Annotated in this window: 16 protein-coding genes; 8 read left to right on the top strand and 8 right to left on the bottom strand. The window is 62.5% G+C overall.

The annotated features are described in order from the left end of the window. The first annotated feature begins 41 nt into the window (after positions 1 to 41). A complete protein-coding gene (locus GRI62_RS14285) occupies positions 42 to 1,265 on the top strand; it encodes an NAD(P)/FAD-dependent oxidoreductase (protein WP_131451381.1) in 1,224 nt (407 codons plus the stop codon). Positions 1,266 to 1,391: 126 nt separating this feature from the next. On the opposite strand, the gene queG is transcribed toward GRI62_RS14285, so the two are convergent. Then, positions 1,392 to 2,441, bottom strand: a complete 1,050-nt coding sequence (queG, locus tag GRI62_RS14280) for a tRNA epoxyqueuosine(34) reductase QueG (protein ID WP_131451380.1) — start codon at positions 2,439 to 2,441, stop codon at positions 1,392 to 1,394. Between the two features lie 51 nt (positions 2,442 to 2,492). Between queG and GRI62_RS14275 the strand changes: the two genes are divergently transcribed. Genes GRI62_RS14275 through msrB form a run of 3 tightly spaced genes read left to right on the top strand, consistent with a single transcriptional unit; the run spans position 2,493 to position 5,234 of the window. Next, positions 2,493 to 3,461 (top strand): ABC transporter ATP-binding protein, encoded by a 969-nt coding sequence (locus GRI62_RS14275; RefSeq protein ID WP_131453664.1) that lies wholly within the window; start codon positions 2,493 to 2,495, stop codon positions 3,459 to 3,461. Beyond that, the gene (locus GRI62_RS14270) at positions 3,458 to 4,723 is read left to right on the top strand and encodes an ABC transporter permease (protein ID WP_131451379.1); all 1,266 of its coding nucleotides are present in this window, start codon (positions 3,458 to 3,460) and stop codon (positions 4,721 to 4,723) included. The genes GRI62_RS14275 and GRI62_RS14270 overlap by 4 nt, the downstream gene beginning before the upstream one ends. A gap of 10 nt (positions 4,724 to 4,733) precedes the next feature. Then, positions 4,734 to 5,234 carry a peptide-methionine (R)-S-oxide reductase MsrB gene (gene msrB / locus GRI62_RS14265; protein WP_131451378.1) on the top strand — a complete coding sequence of 167 codons (501 nt, stop codon included), beginning with the start codon at positions 4,734 to 4,736 and terminating at the stop codon, positions 5,232 to 5,234. On the opposite strand, the gene GRI62_RS14260 is transcribed toward msrB, so the two are convergent. The 6 genes from GRI62_RS14260 to GRI62_RS14235 all read right to left on the bottom strand — a co-directional run bounded on the left by GRI62_RS14260 (position 5,200) and on the right by GRI62_RS14235 (position 19,167). Beyond that, a complete protein-coding gene (locus tag GRI62_RS14260; protein ID WP_131451377.1) occupies positions 5,200 to 7,005 on the bottom strand; it encodes a hypothetical protein in 1,806 nt (601 codons plus the stop codon). The genes msrB and GRI62_RS14260 overlap by 35 nt on opposite strands. 12 nt (positions 7,006 to 7,017) lie before the next feature. Further along, positions 7,018 to 7,431, bottom strand: coding sequence for a GtrA family protein (locus GRI62_RS14255; RefSeq protein ID WP_131451376.1), 414 nt, complete (start codon positions 7,429 to 7,431; stop codon positions 7,018 to 7,020). A gap of 2 nt (positions 7,432 to 7,433) precedes the next feature. Beyond that, entirely contained in the window at positions 7,434 to 9,029 is a 1,596-nt protein-coding gene (locus GRI62_RS14250) for an NAD(P)/FAD-dependent oxidoreductase (protein WP_131451375.1), read from the bottom strand. A gap of 90 nt (positions 9,030 to 9,119) precedes the next feature. Then, positions 9,120 to 9,743 carry a PilZ domain-containing protein gene (locus tag GRI62_RS14245; protein WP_160731899.1) on the bottom strand — a complete coding sequence of 208 codons (624 nt, stop codon included), beginning with the start codon at positions 9,741 to 9,743 and terminating at the stop codon, positions 9,120 to 9,122. 552 nt (positions 9,744 to 10,295) lie between these two features. Beyond that, entirely contained in the window at positions 10,296 to 15,656 is a 5,361-nt protein-coding gene (locus tag GRI62_RS14240; RefSeq protein WP_131451373.1) for an AAA domain-containing protein, read from the bottom strand. Positions 15,657 to 15,702: 46 nt separating this feature from the next. Then, positions 15,703 to 19,167 carry a class I SAM-dependent DNA methyltransferase gene (locus GRI62_RS14235; RefSeq protein WP_131451372.1) on the bottom strand — a complete coding sequence of 1,155 codons (3,465 nt, stop codon included), beginning with the start codon at positions 19,165 to 19,167 and terminating at the stop codon, positions 15,703 to 15,705. A gap of 614 nt (positions 19,168 to 19,781) precedes the next feature. Between GRI62_RS14235 and GRI62_RS14225 the strand changes: the two genes are divergently transcribed. Together GRI62_RS14225 and GRI62_RS14755 are read left to right on the top strand one after the other, a co-directional pair. After that, the gene (locus GRI62_RS14225; protein WP_131451371.1) at positions 19,782 to 20,369 is read left to right on the top strand and encodes a hypothetical protein; all 588 of its coding nucleotides are present in this window, start codon (positions 19,782 to 19,784) and stop codon (positions 20,367 to 20,369) included. A gap of 3 nt (positions 20,370 to 20,372) precedes the next feature. Next, the gene (locus tag GRI62_RS14755) at positions 20,373 to 21,035 is read left to right on the top strand and encodes a hypothetical protein (protein WP_444541740.1); all 663 of its coding nucleotides are present in this window, start codon (positions 20,373 to 20,375) and stop codon (positions 21,033 to 21,035) included. A 476-nt stretch (positions 21,036 to 21,511) separates the two neighbouring features. On the opposite strand, the gene GRI62_RS14215 is transcribed toward GRI62_RS14755, so the two are convergent. Next, a complete protein-coding gene (locus GRI62_RS14215) occupies positions 21,512 to 21,733 on the bottom strand; it encodes a DNA-binding protein (protein WP_131451369.1) in 222 nt (73 codons plus the stop codon). A gap of 102 nt (positions 21,734 to 21,835) precedes the next feature. Here GRI62_RS14215 and GRI62_RS14210 point away from each other — a divergent pair, with 102 nt between their 5' ends. After that, on the top strand, positions 21,836 to 22,570 hold the full coding sequence (locus GRI62_RS14210) for a TraY domain-containing protein (protein ID WP_160731896.1): 735 nt from the start codon (positions 21,836 to 21,838) through the stop codon (positions 22,568 to 22,570). Beyond that, positions 22,561 to 23,757, top strand: coding sequence for a tyrosine-type recombinase/integrase (locus tag GRI62_RS14205; protein ID WP_131451367.1), 1,197 nt, complete (start codon positions 22,561 to 22,563; stop codon positions 23,755 to 23,757). The genes GRI62_RS14210 and GRI62_RS14205 overlap by 10 nt, the downstream gene beginning before the upstream one ends. The last annotated feature ends 26 nt before the right edge of the window (positions 23,758 to 23,783 follow it).

Below are 23,783 nucleotides of genomic sequence, written 5' to 3'. Positions count from 1 at the left end.
CGCTTGACGCGAGCACCACTTTCGGGTCAGCCGTGGCGGCCATGAACCGCTTCGACGTCGTCATCGTAGGCACCGGGCACGGCGGTGCGCAGGCCGCCATCGCGCTGCGCCAGCAAGGCTTCGCCGGTTCGATCGCCATGATCGGCCGCGACGCCAACCCGCCCTATGAGCGCCCCCCGCTCTCCAAGGATTATCTTTCGGGCGACAAGCCGTTCGAGCGAATCATGATCCGGCCCGAGGCGTTCTGGGCCGAACGCGCGGTGGAATTGCGGCTGGGCACCAGCGTCACCCGGGTCGATCCCGAAATGAAGTTGGTCGAACTCAGCGGCGGCGACACGATCGAATACGGCCACCTGATCTGGGCCACCGGCGGCGATGCGCGGCGGCTGTCGTGCCCCGGGGGTCACCTGGCCGGCGTCCATACCGTACGCGACAGGCGCGACGTCGATACGCTGATGGCGGAAATCGAAGGTGGCGCGCGCCGGTTCGTGGTCGTCGGCGGCGGCTATATCGGGCTGGAAGCGGCTGCCGCACTCACCAAGCTCGGCTGCGAAGTAGTGGTCGTGGAGGCGCAGGAGCGCGTGCTGAACCGCGTGGCCGGACCGGAGCTTTCCGCCTTCTACGAAGCCGAACACCGCGCCCACGGCGTCGACGTGCGCACCGGTGCCGCGGTCGATCGGCTGGCGGGGGAGGACCGCGTCACCGCCGTGGTGCTCGAAGACGGGGAGGAACTGCCCTGTGACGGCGTGATCGTCGGCATCGGCATCGTGCCTTCGGTGGGCACCCTGATGGCGGCGGGCGCCGCCGGGTCCAACGGGCTCGACGTGACCGACATCTGCCGCACCAACCTCGACGACGTCTACGCCATCGGCGATTGCGCCGCCCATGCCAACATCTGGGCGGACGGCGCGGTTATCCGGCTGGAAAGCGTGCAGAACGCGCATGACATGGCGACCACCGTGGCGCGGGCGATCTGTGGCGATCCGCAGCCTTACGAAGCCTTCCCGTGGTTCTGGTCGAACCAGTACGACCTCAAGCTGCAGACCGCGGGCATTTCCACCGGCCACGATGCCACCGTGCTGCGCGGCGAGCCGGAAAGCCGGAGCTTTTCGGTGCTCTACCTGAAGGACGGGCGCCTGATCGCGATAGACGCCGTCAATCGCACGAAGGACTATGTCCAGGGCCGCAAGCTGATCGAGGCACGCGCCACGGTTGCGCCCGAACTGCTGGCGGATGCCGAGGTGCCGCTCAAGGACTTGCTGTAATTTGTTTGCGAGCCCGCCTCCGCGGGCCGGTGTCCGGGCTTTGCCCGTTCAGCTTCGCTTCCCTCGCCAGACGCACTCCGCTTCGCTGCGTGCCCGTTGCGGGCGGGCGCCTGCCCTTGCGGTCGGCTAGTCGCCGACCGGGATTCGCCCCAGCGCCCAGCGTGCCGCCTCCGCCACGACAGGGTCGGGATCACCCGTCAGCGCCTCGACCTGCCCGGCGAGGGCCGGGTCGCCCGCGTTGCCCGCCGCGATCAGGCAGTTGCGCACGAACCGGTCCCGCCCGATCCGCTTGATGGGTGAGCCGGAGAATTTGGCCCGGAAGCCCGCATCGTCCAGCGCCAGCAATTCGGCCAGGTTCGGGGCGAGCAGCTCCTCGCGCGGCACGAAGGCGGCGTGGCGTGCGGCGGTGTCGGCGAACTTGTTCCACGGGCATACCGCCAGGCAATCGTCGCAGCCGTAGATGCGGGCCCCCATCGCCTCGCGAAATTCGTGCGGGATCGGCCCCTTGTGCTCGATGGTAAGGTAGGAAATGCAGCGCCGCGCATCGAGGCGGTAGGGCGCGGGAAAGGCATCGGTCGGGCAGGCATCCTGGCACTGGCGGCAGCTTCCGCAGCGGTCGGCATGCGGCGCGTCGGGCGCAAGATCCAGCGTGGTGTAGATCGCCGCCAGGAACAGCCAGCTGCCGTGTTCGCGGCTGACCAGGTTGGTATGCTTGCCCTGCCAGCCCAGCCCCGCCGCCTCGCCCAGCGGCTTTTCCATCACCGGCGCGGTATCGGTAAAGACCTTGAGCTGCACCCCCGGCACCGCGTCCACCAGCCACCGTGCCAGCGCCTTGGCGGCCTTTTTCAGCACGTCGTGATAGTCGCGGCCCTGGGCGTAGACCGAAATCCTGGCCTCGGCCGGCGCCAGCGGATCGATCGCGGGCGCGTAGCTCATGCCCAGCGCGATGACGCTCCTCGCCTCGGGCCACATGCTCTGCGGGCCCTGCCGCACTTCGGCGCGGTCCTCCATCCAGCCCATCGACCCGTGGAAGCCTTCGCCCAGCCAATCGTGCAGGCGCCCGGCGCGCACCGCATCGTCTGCGGCGGGCGCAATGCCGACAGCGGCGAACCCCAGTTCGCGCGCTTTTGCCTTCAGGCGATCCTCGATCGTCAGGGTAGCGGGCGAATTAACCATGTTGCGCTAGTCGCTCGTTCATTCCTAAGCCCTAGCGGAGGCGGGATGGATATGGCGACAGGCGAATTGCACACAGCGGATACCCGCCCTTTCGCCATCGAGGCGCGCGGGCTGGTCAAACGCTTCGATGACACGCTGGCGGTGGACGGGGTGGACCTCGCCATTCCCGAAGGCGCGATCTACGGCGTGCTCGGCCCCAACGGCGCGGGCAAGACAACGACCTTGCGGATGCTGCTCGGCATCATCGACCCCGATGCCGGCACCCGCCGCGTGCTCGGCGCGGACGATCCGCAGGATGTCGCCCGGCTGATCGGCTACCTGCCCGAGGAACGCGGGCTCTATCCGTCGATGAAGAGTTACGAGGCGATCGCCTTCATGGGTGCGCTGCGCGGCCTGCCGCTGGCCACGGGCCGGGCGCGGGGCAAGGCGCTGATGGAAGAACACGGCCTGGGCCACGCCATCGACCGGCAGATCCGCCAGCTTTCCAAGGGCATGGCGCAGACCGTCCAGCTGCTCGGCACGCTGGTGCACGAGCCGCGGCTGGTGGTGTTCGACGAGCCGTTCAGCGGCCTTGACGCGATCAACCAGGGCAAGCTGGAGGTGCTGATCCGCGGCCTTGCCGACCGGGGCACGACCGTCATCTTCTCCACCCACGTCATCGCCCATGCCGAACGGATGTGCGAAGGCATCGCCATCATCGCCGGGGGCCGCGTGCCCTATGCCGGCAGCGTGGAGACCGCGCGGGATCGCATCCCGGCACAGGTGCGGCTGGAAACGCGGCGGCGCGACGGTGCCTGGCGCGCGGCCCTGCCAGCCGATGCCAGGCAGATAGGCGATTTCTGGTCCTTTGCCCTGCCCGAAAGCGGGGTGGAACCGCTGCTGAAGGCGCTGATCGAGGGCGAGGCGGGCGTGCAGTCGCTCAGCATCGAGCGGGCCGGGCTGCACGATGCCTTTGTCGCCATCGCCGGCGAGGCGGCGGCGGCCGACATGGCCAGAACCGCCGTGGGAGAACCGGCATGAACCGCGCGGTCCAGTCAGGCGGGCGCCTGCCGCTGCTCCAGGCCGCGTGGGTGATCGCGCGCCGCGATTTCACCGCCATCCTGTTCAGCCGGTCCTTCATCTTCTTCCTGCTCGGCCCGCTGTTCCCGGTGGTGGTGATGGTGATGGCGGGCGGCGTGGGCGCGCAGGTGCAGAGCGCGGCGGCCAGCGTCGATGTCGGCGTGGCGATGCAGTCTGCGGACGTTGACGCCATGCTCGCCGCGCGCGAGGACCTGGCCGCGCAACTGGGCGGCGCGGTGCCGCCGATGGTCGCGGTGGCGCGGTTGCAGCCCGGCGAAACCTACGACGCCCGCACCGTGCTGGAGAACGCACAAGGAAGCCTCGCCGCCGTGGTCAGCGGATCCCCGCAGGCCCCGGTCCTGATAGCCACCGAGGGACATGTGGGGCGCTGGCAGGGCATGGTCGGCATGATCGCCGAGGCTGCGCAGGAGCCGGCCGCCCGCGCCTATCCGCCCGTCGCCACCCGCGTGGTGGGCACCAGCGGCGCTTCGCAAAGTTCGGGCCGGTTGCGCACGGCGCAGGGCGCGCAGGTCATGCTGTTCCTGCTGATCATGCTGCTGGCAGGCATGGTGCTGTCCAATCTCGTGGAGGAGAAAGGCAACAAGATCATCGAGATCCTCGCCGCCGCGATCCCCATGGACGCGGTGTTCCTGGGCAAGCTGTTCGCCATGCTCGGCGTCTCCGTGGTCGGCATCGTGGTGTGGGGCGCAACCGGGGCGAGCGTGCTGTTCGCCGCCGGGCAATCGCTCTCCGATTTCGCCAATCCCGGCGTCGGCTGGCCGGTGTTCCTGCTGCTGTTCGCGCTGTATTTCGCGATGGGCTACCTGCTGCTCGGTTCGATCTTTCTCGCCGTCGGCTCGCTCGCCACCACGGTGCGCGAGGTGCAGACCATGGCCATGCCCGCATCGATGATGCAGATCGTGGTCTTCTTCCTCGCCAGCCTGGCGGTGACCGACCGGGGCGGCTGGGTCGAGGCTGTCGCCATCGCCTTTCCGCTGAGTTCGCCCTTCACCATGTTGGCGCGCGCGGCGATGGAGGAAACGCTGTGGCCGCACCTGCTGGCGCTGGCGTGGCAGGGGCTGTGGGTGGCGCTTTTCGTGAAGGCCGGTTCCACGCTTTTCCGCCGCCGGGTGATGAAATCCGGGCCGCGCAGTTCCGGCCGCCGCGGCCTCGGCAGGGCCATGGCAGGGTTGTTCAGCAAGGGTTCCGGTGGCGCTGCGTAAGGTCATCGGCATGACCCAAGCCACCGCAACCCGCCGTTCCGCCCTGTTCTGGATCGGGGCCGGCGTCTCCATTCCCGTCCTTGCCGCCTGCGGTGTCGATCCCGCCGCCGCGCAGCAGAGCTTTCGCGTCACGCGCACCGATGCCGAGTGGCGCAGCCGGCTGACTGCCATGCAGTATCGCGTGCTGCGCCAGGAAGCGACCGAACGGCCCTACAGCTCGCCGCTCGACGACGAGCATCGACGTGGCACCTTCCATTGCCAGGGCTGCGGCAACCGCCTGTTTTCCAGCGCGCACAAGTTCGATTCGGGCACCGGCTGGCCAAGCTTCTGGCAGCCCATCGATTCGGGGGCCGTGGGCTACAAGACCGATCGCCTGCTGGGTTACGCCCGCACCGAGGAACATTGCGCCGACTGCGGCGGGCATCTGGGCCATCGCTTCAACGACGGGCCGCAGCCTACCGGCCACCGGCACTGCATCAACGGCGTGGCGCTGGCGTTCCGGCCCGCCTGACCTGCTGTGTAACGTCTGGCGCGACTCGCCAGACGCGCAGAACACCATCCAGACCGGCGACCGGCACCAGCCAAGCGGGCTGGCTGTCACTCGCCAGCATGGTCGCGGCATTGTCGCCGGGCGCGGTGCGATAGAGCGCGAAATCGCTCGCGGAGAGACACACCGCGACATAGTTCGCGCCATAGTCTGCCGCGATGCGGCGCAGATCGTCTGCCGATCCGCTGAAGGCGGTAATGGTGTCCACCATCGGGCGCTGGTTGCGATGATAGCTTGCGGCGATGACGCTGTGCTGCGTGCGGGCGAGGATTTCCGGCGCGTCGTCCATCGGGGTCAGCAGCAGGCCCGGCTTCAGCCCTGCCAGCCGCGCGAAATCGCAGGATCCCGCCACCACCGGCGCGGCGGCGCCCCGCGCCATCGTCGGCGTGGGCAGCAGCGGGTCGAGCGGCTTGGCCATCGCCGTCACCACCAGAGGCGTTGCCAAGACGAACACCCCCAGCGTTGCCGCCAGCCGCGGCACCAGCGAAGGGATCGCGCGGGCGCCCGGCAGCAGCAGCGCCAGCAGCGCGGCGGCAAAGGGTATAGCCAGCCACTGCGCGATCAACGCCTCGCGCATGACCAGCAGCGAATAGAGCCACGCGGCCAGCGCCAGCACGAACAACAGCAGCCAGTTTCCGCCCGCCCCGTCGGCAAAGCCACCACCACGTCCCGCCAGCCAGTATCCCCCCACCAGCGGCACCACCAGCCACACCAACATCAGCGCGGTCGAGACCGGCTGGCGCCAGAACGGCAAGCCTTCGCCGATGTAGCCGTGCCACCACTGCATCAGCACCGGATCGAGCGCGGCCATCGGGTTGGCGGCGCAGGGGCCGAGCAGCACGAGGGCGGTCGGCAAGGCGGCGAGCGGCACCAGCGCCAGCGCTGCCAAGCGCCCGGCGGGCGTGTGCTGGAACGGCAGGAATGGTCCGATCCCCGCCATCAGCGTCGCCATGGCAAAGGCGGTGATGTGCCCCGGCAGCAGGATGTCGCACCAGGGGCCGAGCAGTTCGGCATTGGGGCGGGTGGCGAGCGAGAGGAGAAGCGCAAAACTCGTCAGCGACAGCAGGAACCAGGGCAGCAAACGCCGCTCTTCCCCCAGGTAGCGCAGACCATAGAGCGCCGCGACCACCGCCACCAGCGGCAGCCCTTCCAGCGAGATCGCCAGCCATGTCGCTGCGAAAAGTCCTGCTGCCAGCGCCCCTCGCCGCAAGGGAGAAAGCATCGCTGCCGTCGTCGCCAGCGCCATCACCGCCTGTGGGCCGTGATGATCGATGGCCATGGGCGCAAAGACGCCGGGCACCAGCGGAAACAGCACGAACGCGAAGAGGCCGAAGCCGTAGGCAAGGCCCGAAAGCCCCAGCCGCAGCATGATCGCGCGCAAGGCGAACAGACCGCCCAGCAGCCACAATAGCGGCACCAGCGCCATGCCCCAGCGTTCTCCGATCACGGCAATCGCGGCAGCCAGCGGCAAGTCGACAAGGCGCGACCAGTGCATCGAAAAGCCCTGCGGGGGGTTCATCCGGTGCTGGCTGACGTCCCACCAGCTTTGCCCGCCGAGCCAGTCACGCACTTCGAGCAGGCGCGTCCAGTCGTCGGCGCTTTGCGGATTCCAGCCGAGGAACGGCAGCAACGCCAGGCGCAGGCCGCTGTAAAGCAGCCAGACCAGCACCACCGCACTTGCCGATCGCAGGAAATCGCCCGCGAACAGGCCCCTGTCATTGCCCCGCACTATCATCGGGACCGGCCTCTAGCGGAAAACGATGCGGCTGCGCAGTAGCCAGGTGACCGAAAAGCTCACTCCGATGGCGGCAAGCTTGGCGATCCGCGGGTCGAACCCCGCCCTGTCGCCCGCCCCGACGATGCCCGTGGTCAGCGCCAGGCCGATCAATGCGGAGGCAACGAACAGAACCTTTTGCCGATGGCGCGCCACGCCGCGCTCGGCCAGGCTGCCGACGAAGACCGCGCGGCTGGACATCAGCCAGTGCGCCGCGATGCCGAGCGCGTAGCCACTCGCCGAGGCACCCGCGGGTGCCAGCTCAAGGCTTGGCCCCAGTGTCAGCAGCGCCAGGAACGTGCCCATGTCCACCGCCAGCGCGCCCACGCTCGCCAGCAGGTATCGGGTCAGGCGGCGGTCCACGACCTGCCGGATCGCGGCGACCACGATCAGGCGGCCTTGCGCTCGTCGACCCGAGCGGGCACCTCGCGCACCGATGCAAGCGCCGCGGCCTGATCGGGCGTGACAGGGCGCGCGGGCAGCTCGCGCTCCACGCCCTCGTCGCCCGCCTCGTGATACTCGGCATCCTCGTTGACGCACCAGGTATCGTAGATGCGCCGTCCGGCGAGGATGTTCTCTACCGTCAGCATGGCGGTCATCATCGCGTGGTCCTGGTTGTTGTAACGATGCATCCCGTTGCGCCCGACGAGATGCAGGTCGGGATGCCGCGCCTCCAGTTCGGTCCGCATGGCGGCGACGTTGGCGGCATAGTCCTCGTCGTAGACGGGATAGGCCTTTTCCTGCCGCACCACTGCGCCGCCGATCACCTTGTCCGGGCTGACGAGGCCGAGGATGGCCATCTCCGCCTTCGCCAGTTCGACAAGATCGTCGTCCGCCATCGACCACAGGCCGTCGCCTTCGAAACAGAAATATTCGAGGCCGACGCAGGCCACGCGTTCGTCTGGCACCATCTCGGGCGACCAGCTGCGGAAGTTCTGCACGCGGCCGACCTTCACCTTGCTGTCGTGGATGTAGATCCAGTTGTCGGGAAACAGGTCCTCGCTCTCGATCATCAGCGCCACGGTAAGGAAGTCGCGGTATTTCAGGCGCGAGGCTTCCAGCGTCGTTTCGGGCAGTGGATGCAGCCGCGCGGCGAGCTGGCGCATGGGCGCGGAACTGATGACGTGGGCGGCCGTGATGACGACCTCGCCACCTTCGGGCGAAGAGGCGGTCATGCGCCAGCCGCCGCCATTCTCTTCGGCGCTGTCGGCGGCGAGCTGCTTCAGCTCGTGTCCCATGATAACCTGGCCCCTGCCGGTGGCGACGATCCTGTCGCGCGCCGCTTCCCACATCATGCCGGGGCCGAGGCGGGGGTAGCGGAAGGTTTCGAGCAGGGTCTTCGCCTGCGCGCCGCTGCCGTCGTTCAGTTTATTGAGGCCGAGGCTGCGCTTCAGCCCATCGACCACCGCGCCCCACAGCGACAGGCCCTTGATGCGTTGTGCCGCCCAGTCGGCGCTCATCTCGTTGCACGGCATCCCCCAGACCTTTTCCGTGTAGGTCTTGAAGAAGATCGAATAGAGCTTTTTGCCGAACTGGTTGCTGGTCCAGTCTTCGAAGCTCCTCACGTCCCGGTTGGGGAAGACCCTGGCCCTGGCATAGCTCGCCATGCACATGGCACTGCGCCACAGGCCCAGGTTCCACAGCGCCTCGAACGCGCGAAGCGGGTAGCTGTAGAACTTGCCCTCGTAATAGATGCGGCTCATCCGCGGGCGCTGGATGAAGTCGTCGGGCAGGATCTCGTTCCACAGGTCGACCACCTGCTGGCTCTTCGAGAAGAACCGGTGCCCGCCGATGTCGAAGCGGTAGCCTTCGTGCTCCACCGTGCGGCTGATGCCGCCGACATAGGTCGCGTCCTTCTCGATGATGGCCACGCTCTTGCCGGCCCTGGTCAGCAGATAGCCTGCCGTCAGCCCTGCTGGCCCGGCGCCGATGATGGCCACATCGACCTTGATCTCACCCGTATTGCGAGCGCCCTGCACGTCCATCGATACCCCCGGTCTGGTGTCCTGACCGGGCGTGAAGGAAATTGGTTATGGGATGGTTAACGCCGCCTCCACACCCTAGCTGTTGGGCGGCTATTCCCGCGCCTGCAGGCGCTGCGCGATGCGGGCGAGTTCATCGTATTGCAGCGTGTTCTCGAACACCAGGCCACAGGTGCCCTCGCGCCGCCAGCGGATCTTGCAGATCGTGTCGGGCAGGCCATCCGCGCGCAGCTTCACGCGTTGATCGAGCGCCAGGCGGCTGGAACAGGCGACCTTGGCGCCCTGCTGCGAGATGTCCTGGATGGTGGCGTATTCGCTGCGCCCGTGCGATTCGATCTCGGCCTGCGCCGTGAGGTTGAGCCGCACCGGCCGCCGGGAGAACCGGCTCGGGCTGGCGATGATACGGTCGATGTCAGCGTCTGCGGTGAAACGGAAGCCGGCGCGATCCCCCTCCTGCCAGCGCAGGTCGACGCCGTAACGATCGCCGTTCTGCAGTTCGACCATCATCGCCTGCCCCTCAGGCAAGGGGTGGAAGATGCGCATCGAGATGCCGTTTTCCGACGCATCGCGGATAACGCACAGGAACTCGCCCTGCCGCGTTACCAATTTGGCCGTGCGGATCAGGAAAGTATATCGCTGCGCAGTGCGCTGATCGCTGGTCGGCGCACTGACCGGCGGCATTGGGTCATCGTAGTACTTGCGCTGAACTTCACCCATGGGCTGCTCTCGTTGTCCTCGCTGGACGTGGCCGCCTGCGACCAACATTCCGGTTGTCGGAGAATCAGGGCCTAACGTGTGGCGACTGTCATTTCGTACCGCTGCCCCTGCGCATTTGTTGCCAGAACAGGTGAAGCGAACGTTTACGTTTGCCGCGGGGAAATGTTGGGCCAGCAGCGTACGGGCGGCGGGACTCGAACCCGCACGAGCAATGCTCAGGGGATTTTAAGTCTAGGGGAGCAAATTTCCGGTCGGTTCCTGAAGTTGCCTGAAACCTCGCTGACACTTCGAACATGCGCGGATCACTATGTCGGAACATACCCGGAAAACCCTGTTCATTCCCTGCGCAGTTACACACGATCTACACGGCCACACTCGTCAGCCTTTTTCACGATCTGGGCCAGATGAAGACCCTTCGAACACTCTTTGAAGTGTCATCCAAGAGTGTTTGAAGGGTCATTCAACAGAGTTCCGATTTCGGCAAAACAGGCCAACTTTAAGGGTGGGATGCTCGCTCATCACGACAACCAGTCTGGCGATCCGGGCAATCTCTCATCTTTTCAAGCGATGCTGGCCGTGCCCCACCTTCGAGAGCAGCCCGCGGGCATATAGGGAATTGCTGCGACCGTGTTCCGACAAGGCGTTGTTGACCAATTCCTCCCATTTCTCCTCTTTCGGTCTGGTAAGCGACATTTCACGATCGCCGACAGTGAGCGCCAAGATGGCAGGAATAGCTGCCTTGAGACCTGCGTTGGTCCAAACATTGCCATCCTGCATCAAATCCAAAATAGCCGCCTGGACCTCGCGTTCTGTCGTTCGGGTCGCGTGGTGGTCTTGTAGGGGTGCTGGTGACGAGGCTGCGTCTCCGTGAAAAAGAAGAGGGCTATCTTCTGGATGATCGTGACTGCCATCGTCTTCAACCAACCCATCACCTAGATGTAGATCAAACTCCTCCGGAACGGGCGAATTTACGGGGTCGGTATCGGATGCTGCATCCGGCCACTCCCGGTATTCGGTGTAGGTTCTCGAACGTTCGCTTGTCTGTCGGGGATGAATGTCGAGCGCGGTAAGCAAGTCAGTAAGTTCGGACAGAACTTCAGCGCGATCCCGCACAAACCGCGAGGCAAAGCACCGCCAAATGCGCCATCCTGCGCGTTCCAACGTGCGCTGACGGGTCATGTCCGCAGGCCACTGCTCAGGGCCGTGATAGCGATCACCGTCGCACTCAATCGCTAGCCGCCGGTCTTCGTCGCCTTCAATCACCAAATCGATGCGATGAGCGCCGACCCGCACTTGCGTGTCTATGCTGTAGCCGCGCCCGGAAAGTTCATCGAACATTTCGCGCTCGAAATCAGATTCGCACCGAGTGCGCGCTTCTCTCTGATCAAACGTATCCACTGGGAAGGGTGAACGGAAATGTTCCAAGAGTGCCCGTCGCAGCGCGTCTTTTGGGCTTAACTGTTCGAGGTCGATTGAGCGCACCAAAATCATGCGTTCGCGGGCGCGCGATGCGGCGACATTGAAGCGTTGCTCAAATGCCAAACCGCTAAGCGCAGTCGCATTGCCGGGAGTGGCGACCATCGACAAGAACATCACATCGCGCTCGTCACCTTGAAATACGGAGGGATCACCTACCCGCACATGATATTTCTCGATGAAGGGGATGCCCAATTCGCCCAAGATGCGGTTGTAGATCAGCGCCGCCTGTTCTGTTCCAAGCAGAGTGGTAACGCCGAGCGTCCGTCCGTCGAACGCCGGATCATCAGCCATGCGGCTAAGTTCGCTCACGATGAAGTCTGCCTCAGCGGGATTAGTCTTGCCCTTCCGGAAGCCGGTTTTGACGCGCACATCTATCAATGCTGGGTCCAAGCGCTCGGATGCCTTCGATAGGCGGAGCGGGCGCAGTTCGTTGTCGTAGAACTGCCTCTTGGAAAATTCGATGATGGGGGCCGCGCAGCGGAAATGCTCACGCAGCATCAGCTTGTCCCCGCCGAAGACCACCTTCGCCAGATCGTAAAGGGAATTTTCTTCGCGCATCGGCGCATTAAAAATGGACACTTGGGAGGCGAGGTAGCGCGCGGCCCGCGCATCGGCCTGATCCATCGATAGTCCGACATTGTCGGGACTGACCTGTTTGTCATCGCCAACCACCAGGATTTGGCGCGCCCGAAACAATGCTGGTAAGCCGGAAAGCGTCGACTGAGAGGCCTCGTCAACAATTACCAGATCAAAAATGGCGAGTTCTGGAGGCAGGGACTCTGAAACGCGATGATGCGGCATGATCCAGCAAGGCAAGGCGCCCTTTACGGCGTTTGCAGCGCTCCGGGCAGATTTACGGTGCCGGTTTGCGCTCTTACCCGTGCCCTTGCCAATCTTCCCTACAGCAACAGCATATGCGCTGAGGGCAGCCATAATGGCGGGAGAGGCCTGCTTTTTCAGCGCCAGCCATGTGCGCTGTTCAATCATGCGGGTGTAAGAACGCGATAGATCGCTCTCTGCCTGCTGACGATTTCCATGGAGCGTGCGGAATTGATCAAGCTTCTGCGAAGCGTCGAGCCAGCTTGCCAGGCGCCGCAGTCGCCACCGCTTGTGCCAATCGCCTAGACAAAGCGGGTCTTCGCCTGTTGCAGGTTCACTGCGCAGTCGTGTCGCCCAACGCGCAGCACCAGAGTTTTGAATTTTCTCGCTCACAGCCGCCACCACGTCGAAATGGGGGCGGTGCCCGTGCAACCGTTGCGCACGCCTCGCTAATGCTATCGCTTCATCGCGGACGGTGGAGGCGGCGAGCCGTTCCTGACCAAGGTTGGCGACAAGCAGCCGCATTTCTCCATGGATTTCGGTTTCATGCGTCCCCAGTCTTGCCAAAAGACTCTGCCGGTTCGTCTCGGCTTTTCTCAGACGCGCTCGGTCCAGGTGTAGGTGCAAGCAATTCAATACCGGCGACGTTTCGTTTTCTTGCGTGATTATGCCAGGCCAATGTGGGAGCAATCGGCGCAAATCCCTGGTCAGGTGCGCAGCCTCCCCTTGAACGGATGCAATTTCTTCGATCCGCTCCATGATGTGTACGATTTCGCGCCCGGCAGCTGGGCCAGTCGAATTGTTCGCTGGAAGGCCGGTTCCTGCAATTGCGTGATTCCAGCTTGAGATAAGGGCAGTGGCGCGATCCGAGGCCGAGATGAAACGCGCAACGGTTTGCCAATCCTCAGCGCTTTTCGGCGCTTTTGCACACAGTCGCACCGCGTCCAGATATTGCTTGGTCTTACGGGCGAAAAGGCCAGCCAATGTACCCAGCCCCTGTCCGCCATTTTGCAGATCATCTATCGCCGCAAGGAAGCGAGGATCGTCTAAAGCGCCATCTGGAAGCTGGACTGGGCGGGTCAGGAACCAAGCATGGTCGCTCGCCAAAGCGCGCGCTTCGTTTTCCATGCCTTGGATCGCGAGCAGCAACGGATCGGCTGGCGAAGCCAGTAGACCGTGGGCTGCACTCTCCCATGCGGTGGCAGTGTTGCGAAGCTGGTCACGCTGCAATGTCCAGGTCGATAACCGTTCACAAAGGCCAGACACCGCATCGACAGTTTCCGGCCAATCGTCAGCCAGCGCCCAGATTATACCATCGCTGATTTCACCGTCGATTGAAGATGCCCGCACCAGGTCAAGGTGGGTGGCTACAATGCCCTCAATATCGGCGAACAGATCGGCAGGCGGCAGTTCCTTTCCGAGATAGTCGAGCGAAACACCAAGTGTGGCGCGGGCCTGCCTGATTGAAGCAATGTCATCATTGGCAAATGCGGCGTCGTGAGCGCTCGCGGGTGTGATCGCATCCTCGATCCATAGCGCGTCGTCGCCCGCGTTAAGAACCTCAAGTGCGGCATCCAGCGGGGCGACGACTTGGCCATCTATGGTAACAGGCTCAAGCGCCGTGCGGCCCAGCCGGTCAATTTCGTGATCGATCTGCGCGAGCGTTTGGTGAAGGCCATCGATCTGCCGCCCCAAACCGGCGATCTCATCGTCTAGGTCTGACTTGCGCAGGCCTTGCAGGCGTTCGGCAATAAGATCGACTGAGCCGCGGAACTGTTTCAGCCCTTCGCGATCACTATCGAGCAAACTGACCGCTAGTGGTCTGATTGCGGCGGGAAGCTGCCCTTGCAGCACCTGAAGCGCAGGTGACTTCTGCGAAGTGACCAACACACGTCGCCCCGTTGCGAGGTAATGGCTGATGATATTGGCGATGGTGTGGGTCTTGCCAGTGCCCGGCGGGCCTTGGACCACCACCCCGTCGCGCACGGCCAGTCGCTGCACGATCTGGACCTGCTCGCCGTTGAAAGGCTTGGGGAAGAACAGGTCGTCACCGCCGCCATCAGAGGACGTGAAGCCGGGAATGGAATTAATGCCCCGGAAGGTCGGGAAGTCCTCGCTGGCAACTGTGGTAGATGGCTCGGTGAACAATGCGGCGATAGAGCCAGGTATGGCCATGTCGCCGCCATCTTCGAGCAATTCTTTGAACGCCAGCAGATCGGCCATCAATTGTGTCGCGCGGCGTTCGCGCTGGAAGAAGCCAAAGGCATTGGTGATGATCAATTCAGGCCCGGGCGTAGGCGGCGGCATGAACCCTGCGCCGCCGCCACCATGATATTGCGCCCGCGAGTCCAACAGGGCGGCGGCTTGCCCCAGGATCCGATCATATGTGCCAGGGGCGAAAGGCGAGAGGGGATCATCTTCCAGCCCATCCAGTGTTCGCCGCGCATCCTTGCGCCATGCATCGACCTGGGCGAACCCCATCGCGTCGAGCGGATCGACCTCCGCCGATGGAGCGACCTCCTCGCGGGGGATGACCGAGAGAACATGGCTATGGCGATTAAGTTCAATTTCGAGCGGAACGGTCAGCAACGGATAGCGAAGCCGCTTCCCGTCGTGCGACAGGCCTGCATAGCCGATGCCGCAGACAAACTCCTGCGGGGTTCCGTCTGGGGCTGAGAGGCTCGCTTGCAGGGCGAACAGATTGCCATACAGGGCAATGCTGGCGCGGCGGGGTCGCTCTTGCCGTGACCACGCTGACCAAGGCCCTGCGACATACGAAGCGAGGGCGGTTTCCACATCCTCCCGCTGGGGCAGGTCGATCAGGGCAATGCCGGGCTGGTCCGGTTCAAGGGCAATACCGGCCTTTTTGCACTCCGCTTCGGAGAGACTTTCGCGAAGACGTGGCTGCACAACGGGATCATCGGAAAGAACCACCCATGTCGCGAGAAGCGGGTCCACGGGCACCGGCGGAGCCAATTTCGCCAGCCGCTCAACCTGTAACCATGCCGCTTCGCCACCATCAATGACATTAAACGACACTCCCGGCAGATCGACCAGTTCGTCGTGCGTGCGGTGGAAGCCCTTATGCTCACCTACATCGGTGACTGTTTTGAGTTTATCCTTCTCGACCGCGATCACGTAGTCGATCAGGTCTAACATCCGCGATACGACCAACGATGGCGGCTGGCGGGGCTTGGTCGGGTTGGCAACCGGCTCTACAATCGGCGCCGCGGCAGCGGTTTCTGGCACTTGGGGCCTGTTCTCCAGGGAGTTCGATTGCTTCTCGGACTGTACCTTTTTCAACTCGGCCTTCAATGCTGTGCGACTGGCCCCAACTAGATTGGGGATCACCAATCCGCCCTTTCGATTGGGGTTGAACCCCAGCAACTCAGGTTCTGTGGCAACTGCCGATTGGGTTTGTGGCTCTGCGAGCGGCAATTCCAAGCCATCGAGCATGGCCTTAATCTTGCCGCGGAGCCGCCCCGCCCGGTCCGTTTCTCGATGGCTGAGTTCGGCGAGCACGCGGCGCAGCGTTGTTGGATCGGCGCGAGTCTCTTCGACCAGCTTCTCCAGTTCATTAATGCCGCGCTGCATGTAGGGGCGGTTGCCGGTCATGATGCGCTACCCGTGTGAAACGTCGCAAACCCAGCAGGGAAAAAGGTCAAGCCGCGTACCTTCCGTCGCTCAATCGACGAGCCATGCCGATGCCTGCAAGTGCGTCCAATACGGGTCGAACGGTTGACGTGCGCTTACCCTTGAAGGCGCGGGCAATATCTCCAGCGGCGAGCGGGGTGGTTGCGGCGGCAAGGACTGCTTGCACGGCGCTGACCTGCTCGGGCAGCTTGTCGGGCCATGGGATGACGTTTTCAGGCAGCGGGGCGGCCATTTCACCGAAATCGAGGCCTTGGGTGACGGGCGCGGTGTAGTCCGGGGCCTGATATTCGGGACGCAGACAGCGGATCAGGCCCTTGGCCTCCTCCCCCGCACGTTCCTTGTTGAGCGCCACCAGCCGGGTGAGGATTTCCTCGTCAGGCAGGTCTGCGGGCCAGCCGTAGGATTCGGCCACCAGCGCGTCGATGGCAGTGTGGTGCTGGAGGATCAGGGTGACGAGGCCCCGGTCGTGCATGTCACGCTCCACCTCGGTGAGCGCGCGGCCCACTTTCAGCGCTTCCAGCACATTATAGAGTTTGGTGAGAGTCAGGTCTTCATGGCTCTGGAGCACGCACTTGCGCAGCGCATCGAGCGCTTCGGCTTCGGCGCGGATGCTGGCTTTGAGGGGTTCGGGCGAATCGGCTGGGAATGGGAAAGGGTCGAAGCAGCGCGATTTGTTGTAGCGTGGATCGTCACCCATGCCGAGCCGACCACCGCTGGCGATGGCCCACGGCACATGGAACCGACTCGACAGCACGCCAAGGAAATAGGCGTCGTCCAGCGCTATGCAGACAAGCATATTATCCGGCAGGATCGACTTGGGAAGGAACTGGAACACGCGGTGTTTCGCTGTTTCGATGGTGGCGATGTAGCGAGAGAGGCCCTTCCGACCTCCGCGCATCAATTCGACGGGTTCTCCGTGCAACCACCAGCGTTTGGACCGATGCCCCCGCTTGTTCTGGTCGCGCTCCGGCTTCACGTGAATAAAGAGGTGCTGGTATGCGTTGGGATAACCCTCGCTAAGTTGCGCTTCGGTAAGTCCATATGTGTCTATAGCCCAAAGCCCGCGGGGCCTGTTCGCCAGATCACGACCGTTACGGTAGGAGAAAACAATCTCAGGTAGGTCAGGTGACGTGCGTTGGCTCATAAATGGCACCTGCTCAGTTTCGATCAAAAAGCCCTTCCCGTGTAAAGGAACGCCCCGTGAAGCCAGCTTTTCATTCGCCTTGAGCGGCACCGTCGCAGTCACATCTGCACCGATGCGCAAATCGCTGGAGATCAATCCGGTATTGGAGCCAAATTCAATAATGTCCGGCGCTTCGCTCTCATTGGTGACGATGAGCAATAGCCCGGCCTCCCGCCCCGCCTTCCCATGCGGTTCAGCCACCGTCATGGCGATCCGAACGGCCGCCCCGTCCTTCTCATCGACCCACGGATGGTTCGGAATGGCAAAGCGCAGGCTCACCCCGCCTTTCGCATCCAGATGCTTGGCAATCACCCGGCGGCTGAACACCTGCGTGATTGAATTGGTCGTGACGAACCCGAACCGGCGCACACCGCCCTTGCGCACAGCGGCGGCGGCTTTGTCCCACCAATGCATCACGAAATCGGCGCTTTCGGGCACATCGGTGGTGGCGAATAGCGCATCGAAATAGCCATCGCCCAGCTTGTCGCGCACATCCTTGCCGCCGATAAAGGGCGGGTTGCCGACAATGAAATCCGCCTTCGGCCACGCCGCCGCGCGGGGTTTCACATAGCGATAGACTTCGGCGCGGGCCGCCTCATCCGGCACAATGCGCCCGGTTACCGGGTGCGGCTTCATCGCCTCGCCATCCCATCGGGTAACCGGCTTGCCATCCCCGTCCCGCTCCAGTTCGCAGGCTTCGTAGTCGATCAGCGCATCGCGGTTCTCGATAGTACGAATGTCTTTCAGGATCGGCTCTGGCGGGGCGCGGTCTGCACCGTTTACGCGGAAATGCCACTGTAGATACCCGATCCACAGCACCAGTTGCGCGATCGCCGCCGCGCGCGGGTTGATCTCGATGCCGAGGAAGTTTTCCGGCGTGATGGTGTGCCCGGTCAGTTCGGCCACGTATTGGTGATCGCCCAGTTCGACCAGAAATTCGAGAACCTCGCTCTCCAATTCCTTCATCCGCGCCATCGCGACATAGAGGAAATTGCCGGTGCCGCAGGCTGGATCAAGCACCTTGGTGCCCGCCAGCTTTAGGTGGAACGCTTCCACGAGCGATTTCGCCTCGTTTGACTTGCCCTGCTCGATCAGGTCTGCCGCCGCCACCCGCACTCCGGTCCAGTCATTTCGCAATGGTTCCATGATGGTAGGCGCGATCAGCCGCTCGACATAGGCTCGCGGCGTGTAGTGCGCGCCCAGCTTCGACCGCTCTTTCGGATTGAGCGCGCGTTCCAGTAGGGTTCCGAATATCGCCGGTTCCACCTCGGTCCAAGTGTGCTGCGCCGCGCGGATCAGCACCACCAGTTCTTCAGCCTCCAGAGCGATGGCGGTGCGGTCCTTGAACAGGTAGCCGTTGAACTTCCTGAGCGGCACGCCGAGCGCGGGCGAGAACTCGCCTTCGTCCATAGCAGCCCACAGGGCCGACAACTGGTGTTTAAGATGCTCTGGGTGGGCGCGCTGGTTCAAAAGCAGCCGGGTGAAGCTTTCCGGGGGGATCAGGCCGCTGTCTTCGGCGAACATCGTGAACAGCACACGCATCAGGAAACCGCTGGTCCGCTCCGCACTGTGCCCGCGCTTTTCCAGCCGCCGGGCGACCGTGGCAAGCAGATCGGCAATATCGCGCGTGACGCGGGCCGAACGGGCGGCTGGATCAAGCGCCTTTGGGGCAGTCCAGATTGCTTTCAAGCGCTCTCGCACTTTTTCATCGCGCAGATCGTCCAGCATGATGCGATATCGGGCGCGGTCAGGGAATTGGACGTAGGCTTTGCCGGTGCCGGTGAAGTCGGCGTAAACCTCGATGCAGTGGCCAATGTCGGCGACGAGCAGGAACGGCGGCCACCCGTGATCGAGCGGCAACGCCTTGGCATAACGTTCCGCCTGCCCCTTGGCCTGTACCATCGCCTTGGCCCAAGCCGGAGTGCCGCGCTTCGCTGTGCCGCGTTTCAGCCGCGCTGTGGCGGTCTGTCCAAATAGGTCGATATCGTCCTCGCCGCGCGTTGCAGCAGCCCGGTCGCCCTCGCTTCCCTGCTTTGCTTCGAGGATGAAGCTATCGCGACGATAGCAGTCGATCCGGCCAAAACTCTGCGTTCCATCCCCATTGTCCTGAAACACGCGGCGCTCGAACACGTAATCGTTGCTGGCATCGTCTGCCATGCTGCCATGGGGCGGCTCAACGCCAATCAGTCGGCACAGACCGTTGATGAAACTCTGCGTATTCGCCAGTTCCGATCCGCCAGTTTGCGCCCAGCGCGCGATGAACCCCTCTATGTCGATGATGCCCTCCATTGCCCTCTGATAGAGCATGGCAGCGAAGGCGGCGCAAACGTCCAGTGTATCTGGGCTTAGCGAAGAATATCGAACCTATCACCTGCGCCTGACGGCGAGCGCGTTAAGATCCTTCCCAACGCCATTCATCAGATGGTCGTTGCTCGTTCTGCGATCCTGATCCTTCGATTCTCCGGCGGCATACTCAGCGGCAATAGTCAGCAGAACCGCAGTTGGATGCTGAAGGGCTGCGATCTTTTCGGCGATGTAGGGATGCAAGGCCTCCGGCCAAGCATATTCCAGCGCGGGCGTCGGGCCGTGGCGCGCTTCATGGCAATATTCGTCCCATAAGGTTCGATGGCCGAAACCGTCGCCGGAAATGCTGGTCGCCCGATGCTGCGCAAATCAGATTGGACCCGCGCGTCATGGCGACGAACTGCTGAGCGGCAACATACTAATGGCCGATATTGCCGCAATCGCGAGGGGGCTTATCCTCCCCGCCAAGCATACCTCGACACCGGTCGGAGCGGTGATATGGCCGGGAAATGGGGAGATCGCATAAGCAGCGAAGCAACAAGAGCCTTTGGGTCTCCAATAAGGCTAAAGATTTTCTGCTTCGCCCTCTCAAATGCCCCGTGGGCAGTGCTATCACCGTTCTCGGCCTCGCTGGTCTGCGCGAGGACATTGCGGCGTGGCAGAAGTTGGTCAGCAAAATGACCCGCGATGATCGAGTTTTGGCATTGGCGGAGCGGGCTGTCGAATTTGCCGCGTGGGTCAATCAGCCATGGGTGAGGGTGGTGCTGGTCGTGGCAGGGGTGCTATCGCTTCTGTGGCGGTTGCCTGGCGTGTGGCGCCTCCGTCATAGGCTGTGGTTCGATTGGAGAAAGCTTTTGGTTGAGAGGGTTTGGATCGATCGCGAAGCCGCAATCGCATTGATGCGCCATTCCGAATGGGGTCAAATAAAGCGCCCGGCTACGAGCCTGCTGGATTTCACCATGCCAGGGACAACCGGACTATCGGCGAGCGAAAAGCAGCGCAAGAAATTCAGGCTCTACCTTGAGTTGTCGCTGGATGCGTTTGGGCAAGATAATCCGGCCAGTGTGAGAGAAGTCGAGGGGGGCGGGTCAGAATATGACGAAGCATCTCTTCGGAAGTTCGTGCGCTCGGCAATGATGAGCGAAATCGAAGATGAGTTCGGCGCGATCCCAAGAGGCATGACTTGACGAATGAACAAGCGCTTCGATGCGCTCCTAAGGCGCATGGTCGAAGGCGAAGCCCTTGGCGTGGGAAAGAAACGATCAACTCGTGAGCATCGTCTGCGGACGATCATGGCGGAACTCGAACACCACGAGATACTTCGAAAGATGCTTCGCGCTGACGCAAGTGTGGGTGCCATTGATGCCGCGCTTCAACTGCGCCTGGAAGCCTTCGATACCGTTCACGGTCGCGCCGACGTCGCGGCAGACGTACGAAGCCTTTGCTGCAAATCGCCCTACTTGTCGCAAAGGGTAGTGCCCAATCCGCACTGTTCAACGAGATCGTCATTGGCCGGGGTCGGCGGATCATCCGCAGCCAGCATGGTTTTTGCGGATTTCAGAACAGGCTTGGGTTGGTCTGGGCCAACCGGGACTTCGCGGCTGTTCGCATCCGCGATGCACCAGACCAACCGGGGCGGATCATCTTTAGGACGAACGCTAGCAAAGGCGAAGCATCGCTTCTGCGCACTCCGCGCGACGACGGTTTCCAGCTTCTCTCGTGCCAGTGCCCGCTTTTCCTCGATGGTTGTTGGATGGGAGATCGTTTCTTTTAGCTGCGCCGCCGCATATGATCCCGCGGGAAGCCCGGCGCCTGCGCTACCGCAAGTTTATCCAACCGCTTTTCTGTCCTAACGGCGGCAAAAGCCGCTGAAAACCATGATTTCTGGGGATCGAGCCAAATTTGCTCGGCCCGATTTGGTTGGGGTAGGGTTGCAGTGAAATCCAAATCTGCTGTCTGAAATTCGCCTCGCGTGGAGTGAACTACTTCCCTTGCATCTTCTCATCTAAACCATGGCTGTGGTGAGGGTTCAGCGTTCCGGGCATAGGACGACTACCCCCGGCTCTGAGCGATTGCTCGATGCCGAGGGCAGTCCTCCCTATGCAGTATCTCTCCGTGGCTTATGGAGCCGGGACGAGCGACACAGGCAACTTGGTGGTAGAAGGCACCCCAAGCCTCGACAGTTGCTAATCGGCGCCTTCGCCTACCGGTCCCCGCTCTGTCTTTCGGACTCGGGTTGCTGCTATGACCGGACCCCAGTGGTGCAGCATTTCAATCGCGCCGCCACCGTGTTTAGCCACCCAGCGCGAAGGATTTAATTAGCGAAGTGCTAACTGGTCTGAACGGCAGTCCTCCCGCCGTTCACAAAACTCTGAAGTTCGGTCAGGTGATAGAACCGGCGACCTCCAACCAGCAGGCTTCGAGGACCAATCCCAAGCCGATGCCATTCGGCGAGCGTCTTGGGAGCCTTGCCCAGGAAACGTGCGGCATTGACGCGGTCAACGCGCCCATCCGGCAAAACCTGCACCTTCAAAAACTGAACTTGGTCCACGAAACCCTCCGTCACCGTTGTGCGAGACCCCGAGTTAGCCTATCGGACCCTTTAGGGCATCAAAAACAGCATCGTTAAACGCTTACATTTATGGAGGTGCGGATGGGTCGGCCGAGCAAGTCTGAAGAAGACCGTCGCCAGCCGGTGACGCTTCGGTTCGACCCGGACGTAAGGGCGAGGTTGGAAAAACATGCAGCTGCCAATGGGCGCAGCCTCGGTAAAGAAATTGAGGCGCGGGTTGCAGCAACAGTGGGCCTTGATGCGCAGGGTCTCGATCTTGTCAGGCAGATCAGCGCAGAGATCGTTGCTCTTACCAAGCGGAACAAGGGAAAGCGGTGGCATGCCGATTTGACGAGTTGGTCCGCTGTCGCAGAAATGCTGGCCGGAGGCCCGATCTCGGCCATGAGGCCCGACGACCCTTGGGATGAGGAGGACGTAAAGGCGATCCTTGGGCAGTTGATCAACACCTACGACCAAAAGGCCAATGTTGTGAGCAAGTTGGCTGAAATTGGTTTGTCTATTAGCCAAGACAACAAGTTCGGTGGATTGCTCAAAATTGCCAGCCGCAACCTTGAGCGGTCTAGTATCGACGCAATACCCGACCCCGCTCTGCGCCAACAGGCACTGAGCCTTCACGACCAGTTGATTGCGTTAGATGCTGACTTCGATGCCCTGCGCCATGCCTACGGCGATGCGATGCGCCCTTACTGGGAAGCGGAACTTAAAGGGCGCGAGATCTATCGAAGCCATCTGCAAGACCAAGCTTCTCATCAAAGGACATTTGGCGAGGCGTTCAATGCAGAGCATTTTCTCGGGCTGATTTCGTCATGGCGCTGAAATTCACCAAACTAACCCGACCCGCAATCCGTGCCTTGGAGGCGGGTCAACGGATAAACGAGCATGGCATTATCGCAGAACGTCAGACCAATGGTGACGTGCGCTACAGCATCAACGTCATGGTGGATGGTCAGCGCATCCACCGTGTGATCGGACGGGAGAGCGAGAATACGACCCGGGAGCAGGCCGAGCGTGCCATCGAACACTTTCGCACAAAGGCGCGGGAGAACAGGCTTGATCTGCCCAGCGGGCGCAAAGTTCATCGGTCCTTTGCCGAGGCGGCCGACGAGTATCTGACCCGTATCGAGCCGCACTCAAGGCATGGCAGGAACTTGACCCGCAAGCGCCATCATATCCGCGAGCGTTTGGTCCCCTATTTCAAGGCGCAGCGCCCGGACTCGCTCACCGACTTCAGCATTTCCCACTATAACCGACATCGGCTCGACCAAGGCGCGGCCCAGGCGACGGTCAATCGCGAATTGTCGACCCTGTCCCATTTCTTGTCTCGCTGCGTCGAATGGGGATGGATCAAGTCGAAGCCCAAGATCGCCAAAGGCGAGGAGCAACGGAAGCAGATTGTCGTCCTATCAGACGATGAAAAGCGAGCGTTGTTGGCTGGCGCAATTGCCGATCAAGACCCCCTCACTTGGCTTTTCGTAGCTATCGCAATTGGCACAGGGATGCGACACGCGGAAATTCTTCGTATCCGCTGGGAAGAGATCGATTTCGCTCAACGGCGCATTTTCGTAGGCCGGGCAAAGGCAGGGCAACGCGATCAACCAATCCCCGGTAGTCTCGGCCTAAAGCTTCTCGCCGAATGGGAACAGTGCGGGAAGCCCGAAGGCTACCTCTTCCCGACCAACCGCGAACACCCCCGACATCCTTGTCGGCAAAACATGTCGGCGCAATTCCGGCGTGCAGCAGTGCGCGCGAACTTAAACCCCAAAAAAGTGACTCCGCACATTCTGCGGCATACCGCGATCACTGAGTTGGTGAAGGCGAACGTCGATCTGCCCACCATCCAGAAGATCTTCGGGCACAAAACCCTGTCGATGGTGCTGCGGTATACGCAGCTTTCTGACGAACACATCGACAGGTCGGTTGCTTATCTCGACGCCACGTTTTCTGACGCGTTTACACCAGAACTACACACAACGAAAAACGAATCGCAAAAAAGCGCAGCCTAATTCTCAAATAAATCGTTCTATATCAA

It is taken from the genome of Aurantiacibacter arachoides, assembly GCF_009827335.1.
Classification (GTDB): Bacteria; Pseudomonadota; Alphaproteobacteria; order Sphingomonadales; family Sphingomonadaceae; genus Alteraurantiacibacter; species Alteraurantiacibacter arachoides.
Note: the sequence above shows the minus strand (reverse complement) of the source record. Positions and strands in the feature narration are given on the sequence as shown.

Excerpts from the sequence above, each read along its gene's own strand:
- GRI62_RS14260 (WP_131451377.1), bottom strand. The coding sequence starts at position 7,005 with ATGATAGTGCGGGGCAATGACAGGGGCCTGTTCGCGGGCGATTTCCTG.
- GRI62_RS14210 (WP_160731896.1), top strand. The coding sequence starts at position 21,836 with ATGGGTCGGCCGAGCAAGTCTGAAGAAGACCGTCGCCAGCCGGTGACG.
- GRI62_RS14275 (WP_131453664.1), top strand. The coding sequence starts at position 2,493 with ATGGCGACAGGCGAATTGCACACAGCGGATACCCGCCCTTTCGCCATC.
- GRI62_RS14755 (WP_444541740.1), top strand. The coding sequence starts at position 20,373 with ATGAACAAGCGCTTCGATGCGCTCCTAAGGCGCATGGTCGAAGGCGAA.
- GRI62_RS14270 (WP_131451379.1), top strand. The coding sequence starts at position 3,458 with ATGAACCGCGCGGTCCAGTCAGGCGGGCGCCTGCCGCTGCTCCAGGCC.
- queG (WP_131451380.1), bottom strand. The coding sequence starts at position 2,441 with ATGGTTAATTCGCCCGCTACCCTGACGATCGAGGATCGCCTGAAGGCA.
- GRI62_RS14235 (WP_131451372.1), bottom strand. The coding sequence starts at position 19,167 with ATGGAGGGCATCATCGACATAGAGGGGTTCATCGCGCGCTGGGCGCAA.
- GRI62_RS14205 (WP_131451367.1), top strand. The coding sequence starts at position 22,561 with ATGGCGCTGAAATTCACCAAACTAACCCGACCCGCAATCCGTGCCTTG.
- msrB (WP_131451378.1), top strand. The coding sequence starts at position 4,734 with ATGACCCAAGCCACCGCAACCCGCCGTTCCGCCCTGTTCTGGATCGGG.
- GRI62_RS14250 (WP_131451375.1), bottom strand. The coding sequence starts at position 9,029 with ATGGACGTGCAGGGCGCTCGCAATACGGGTGAGATCAAGGTCGATGTG.
- GRI62_RS14240 (WP_131451373.1), bottom strand. The coding sequence starts at position 15,656 with ATGACCGGCAACCGCCCCTACATGCAGCGCGGCATTAATGAACTGGAG.
- GRI62_RS14245 (WP_160731899.1), bottom strand. The coding sequence starts at position 9,743 with ATGGGTGAAGTTCAGCGCAAGTACTACGATGACCCAATGCCGCCGGTC.
- GRI62_RS14285 (WP_131451381.1), top strand. The coding sequence starts at position 42 with ATGAACCGCTTCGACGTCGTCATCGTAGGCACCGGGCACGGCGGTGCG.